Here is a 3,741-nt window from a genome sequence, read left to right on the forward strand (position 1 = left end):
CACCCGTGGCGAAGAACGGCGCACCCAGCGCGCCAAGGCCCAGCCAGGCGAGCACGGTTGCGGCGCCGAGGCGCATTCCGGCGGTGGCAGCGATCATCAGCACCGCGAGCGTCTGCAGCGTCATTGGCACCGGCCAGAAGGGCACCTGCACCTTGGAGGCCAGCGTGAGAATGACGACGCCGAGCCCAACGGCTGCCGCCTTGTGCAGTGCCTGGGACTTGGGGAAGGCGGTGGAGAACAAATTACCGGTCATGTGCATGATCCTCAGAATGATGCCTTGAGCTTGTCATAGAGCTTCGCCTGGTCCTTCCGGGCCTTCAGCGCCTGTGCCATGGTCACCTCGACGAAGCACGCCGTGGTGTGAGGCTGGAGCTGGCCGATCAGATCCATGTCAGCGGAGATAACAGTACCCACCATGAAGTAACCGCCGCCCGACACCGCGTCGCGGTGAAGCACGATCGGCTCCGTGCCGCCCGGCACCTGGATTGAGCCATAAGGATAGCAGGCGTCGACGATGTTGGACGGGTCGGAACCTGCGCCAAAGGGCTGCTCGCGCGGCACGAATTCCAGCGGGCGTCCTCCGCGGAAGCGATAGCCGATGCGGTCCGCCTCCGGCGCCACCTTCCAGGTGTCCTCGAAGAAGTGCTTGCCGGCATCCGCTGTGATGCGGTGCCAGTAGAGGCCCGGCAGCATGCGCAGTTCGGCGGGGGCACCCGGCGCGCGGCGCAGCTTCTCCGGAATGGAACGGCCTTCCTTCGTTCCCCTGCCCTTGCCGACGGGCAGCTTGTCACCTTCCTCGAGCTTGCGGCCCTTGAAGCCGCCCAGCGCACCCAGCGTATAAGTCGAGCGCGAGCCCAAGACGACGGGCACATCGATGCCGCCAGATACAGCGATGTAGGCACGGGCACCCTTCTTGAGGAAGTCGAAGGACAGCACCTGGCCCTTCTTGACCTTGAGCGACGTCCAAGTCTCGCGCGGTTCGCCGTCAACGCGCGGCGGAAGCTCCGCACCCGTCACGGCCACCGTCGCATCCTCGGTGAACTTGAGTTCCGGCCCCATGAAAACGGCCTCGAGCACGGCCGCACCTTCCTTGTTGCCGACGAGAAGGTTCGCCGCCTTCAGTGCCAGGCGGTCCATGCCGCCCGACAAAGGGATGCCGATATTGTAGTAGCCGGGGCGGCCCAGGTCTTGCACCGTGGTGGAAAGGCCCGGCTTGATGACGTTAATTGCCATTGAGCGCCCCCATCAGCTTGGCGTTGTAGCCATCCATGTCCTTTTTGAATTCGGACAGGTCGAAGGTCACGTCCTTCATCTTGAGTTTGAACTTGCCCTTCTCGACCGCCGCGACGGTAGCGTCATATTCCGCGCGGTCGATGGGCTTCCACTTGACGATGTCACCCGGCCGGAACAGGCACATGAAATCCTTCAGGTGCTTGATCTTCTGATTGGGATCATAGATCGGGACGGGGGTGATACCGAACATCTGGTAGCCGCCCGCGCCACGTACCGAATAGATGCAGCCGAAGCAGCCGCCATGGCCCACGGTGAGCTTGGGCGTGTCTGTGCGGGGACGGAGATACTTCGGCGACTGGATCTGCCGCTTCCTGTCCACCATCTGGTAGAGGAAGGGAAGCCCCGCGACGAAGCCAACCATGGACACGAACCACGGTGCGCCAGAATGCGCCTTGATGAAACCGTCGACGCCATCGAGGTTGTTGATGCGTGCGGTATATTCAATATCGGTCGACTTGGGGTCCTGGTGGCGCTCGCGGAAGCGCATCAGCGTCTCGTGCGTCCACGGGTCGTTGTAGAGCACCGGTATCTCGATGATGCGCGACTTGATGACGGGTTTGGCCTTGGCCGCCGCTTTCTCGATCGCCTTTAGTTCCTTCATCATGTCCGAAGGCTTGATGACGTCCGGATCGAACTTCACCTGCATCGAGGCATTGGCCGGACAGATCTCTGTCACGCCCTTGATCTTTGCTTTCTTGATCGCCGTCGCCATGGACAGCGACTTGAAGAAGGCTTCGAGTGACATTTCTTCGTCGTACTCGACGAAAATATGCTCATCGCCTCCATAGGAATACCGCGTCTTCATCTCAGCGCCATCCTCCTCATGAGTTCAGTCTGTGGGCATTGGCCTCGAGCCACGGCTCGAGCCAGCGTGTGTGGAAATCCGCCTTCGCGACACTCGCGTCCCGCGCCAGCAACTGGTGCAGGGGCTTGGTGGTCGAAAGGCCCTCGACCTCGAGTTCGTCAAGCGCGCGGCGCATCCGGGCGATCGCTCCTTCGCGCGTCTCGTCCCAGACGATCAGCTTGCCAAGAAGAGAGTCATAGAAGGGCGGCACCTGGTAGCCCTGGTAGAGCATGGTATCGAAGCGTGTGCCGGGGCCGCCGGGAACGCGCAGCGCCGTCACCGTTCCGGGTGCCGGCTGGAAATTCTTCGCCGGGTCCTCGGCATTGATGCGCACTTCTATGGCGTGCCCGTGCATCTTCACATCCTCCTGCCGGATCGACAGGGGGGCGCCGCCGGCAATGCGGATCATCTCGCGCACGAGGTCAATGCCGGTAATCATCTCGGTAACCGGATGCTCCACCTGGATGCGAGTGTTCATCTCGATGAAGTAGAAGTGATGGGTCACATCATCATAGAGATATTCAAGCGTTCCGGCACCGCGATAGTTCACGGCTTCCGCCAGTGCCACGGCAGAGGCGCAGAGCTTCTCGCGGATCGACTGCGGCAGCACCGCGGAGGGTGCTTCTTCCCACACCTTCTGGCGGCGGCGCTGCAGCGAGCACTCGCGCTCGAAGCAGTGGATGGCGCGGGTGCCGTCGCCTAAGATTTGCACCTCAATGTGGCGCGCCCGCTCGATCACCTTCTCGATATAGAGGCCGCCGTCGCCGAAAGCGGCCTTGGCTTCGGCGGAGGCCTGCGGCATCAGCGTCTCGAATTCCGTCATGTCGTGGGCGATGCGGATGCCGCGCCCGCCGCCACCCGCCGCCGCCTTGATCATGATGGGAAAGCCGATGGCCATGGCGATGTGTTTGGCCTGCTCCGGGTCATCGACGCGGCCATCCGAGCCCGGCACCACGGGAACGCCCGCCGCCTCGGCTGCCACGCGGGCCGCAACCTTGTCGCCCATCACGCGGATCGAGTCGCCCCTGGGGCCGACGAAGACCAACCCTGCCGCCTCGACCGCATCGGCGAAGCCCGCATTTTCGGCCAGAAAGCCATAGCCGGGGTGCACCGCATCGGCGCCTGTGTCCCTTGCCGCCTTGAGGATGTTCTCAATATTGAGATAGGACTTCGCGGCATGGGGCGGGCCGATGTTCGCCGCCTCGTCGGCCATCTTCACGGCCAGCATCTCGGCATCCGCCGCCGAATGCACCTGCACGGTCCTGATGCCAAGCTCCCGCGCGGCGCGGATGATGCGCACCGCGATCTCGCCGCGATTGGCGATGAGGAGCTTGGCGATGGCCATGTTCAGCCGATCTCCGCCAGCGCTTGGCCGGCCATTACCGGTTCTTCATTGTCCACCAGGAACTTGATTTTGCCGGCGGCATCGGCCCTCACCTCGGTGAAGGACTTCATGACCTCGATCAGCCCGATCACGTCGCCCTTGGCGACCTTGTCGCCGTCATTCTTGTAGGAGGGCTTGTCGGGCGCGGGCTTCCTGTAGAAGGTTCCGGGCAGCGGCGAGAGAAGCTGGGCCATTGTCTGTCCTCGTTTCTGGGTTTGTC

General features: G+C 63.0%; 5 protein-coding genes. All 5 read right to left on the reverse strand.

The window, feature by feature from the left end; translation table 11 throughout:
• The coding region (locus WCJ41_RS20550; protein ID WP_336907700.1) for a biotin transporter BioY at positions 1-253 on the reverse strand (253 nt) is incomplete at its 3' end.
• Positions 254-264: 11 nt separating this feature from the next.
• The gene (locus WCJ41_RS20555) at positions 265-1,233 is read right to left on the reverse strand and encodes a biotin-dependent carboxyltransferase family protein (protein ID WP_336907701.1); all 969 of its coding nucleotides are present in this window, start codon (positions 1,231-1,233) and stop codon (positions 265-267) included.
• Positions 1,223-2,098 (reverse strand): carboxyltransferase domain-containing protein, encoded by an 876-nt coding sequence (locus tag WCJ41_RS20560; protein WP_336907702.1) that lies wholly within the window; start codon positions 2,096-2,098, stop codon positions 1,223-1,225. Before WCJ41_RS20560 ends, WCJ41_RS20555 begins: the two co-directional genes overlap by 11 nt.
• 16 nt (positions 2,099-2,114) lie before the next feature.
• Positions 2,115-3,482 (reverse strand): acetyl-CoA carboxylase biotin carboxylase subunit, encoded by a 1,368-nt coding sequence (locus tag WCJ41_RS20565; RefSeq protein ID WP_336907703.1) that lies wholly within the window; start codon positions 3,480-3,482, stop codon positions 2,115-2,117.
• Positions 3,483-3,484: 2 nt separating this feature from the next.
• A complete protein-coding gene (locus tag WCJ41_RS20570) occupies positions 3,485-3,715 on the reverse strand; it encodes an acetyl-CoA carboxylase (RefSeq protein ID WP_336907704.1) in 231 nt (76 codons plus the stop codon).
• Positions 3,716-3,741 lie beyond the last annotated feature (26 nt).

It is taken from the genome of Aestuariivirga sp., assembly GCF_037139295.1.
In the GTDB taxonomy this organism is placed as follows: Bacteria; Pseudomonadota; Alphaproteobacteria; order Rhizobiales; family Aestuariivirgaceae; genus Aestuariivirga.

Excerpts from the sequence above, each read along its gene's own strand:
- WCJ41_RS20555 (WP_336907701.1), bottom strand. The coding sequence starts at position 1,233 with ATGGCAATTAACGTCATCAAGCCGGGCCTTTCCACCACGGTGCAAGAC.
- WCJ41_RS20560 (WP_336907702.1), bottom strand. The coding sequence starts at position 2,098 with ATGAAGACGCGGTATTCCTATGGAGGCGATGAGCATATTTTCGTCGAG.
- WCJ41_RS20565 (WP_336907703.1), bottom strand. The coding sequence starts at position 3,482 with ATGGCCATCGCCAAGCTCCTCATCGCCAATCGCGGCGAGATCGCGGTG.
- WCJ41_RS20570 (WP_336907704.1), bottom strand. The coding sequence starts at position 3,715 with ATGGCCCAGCTTCTCTCGCCGCTGCCCGGAACCTTCTACAGGAAGCCC.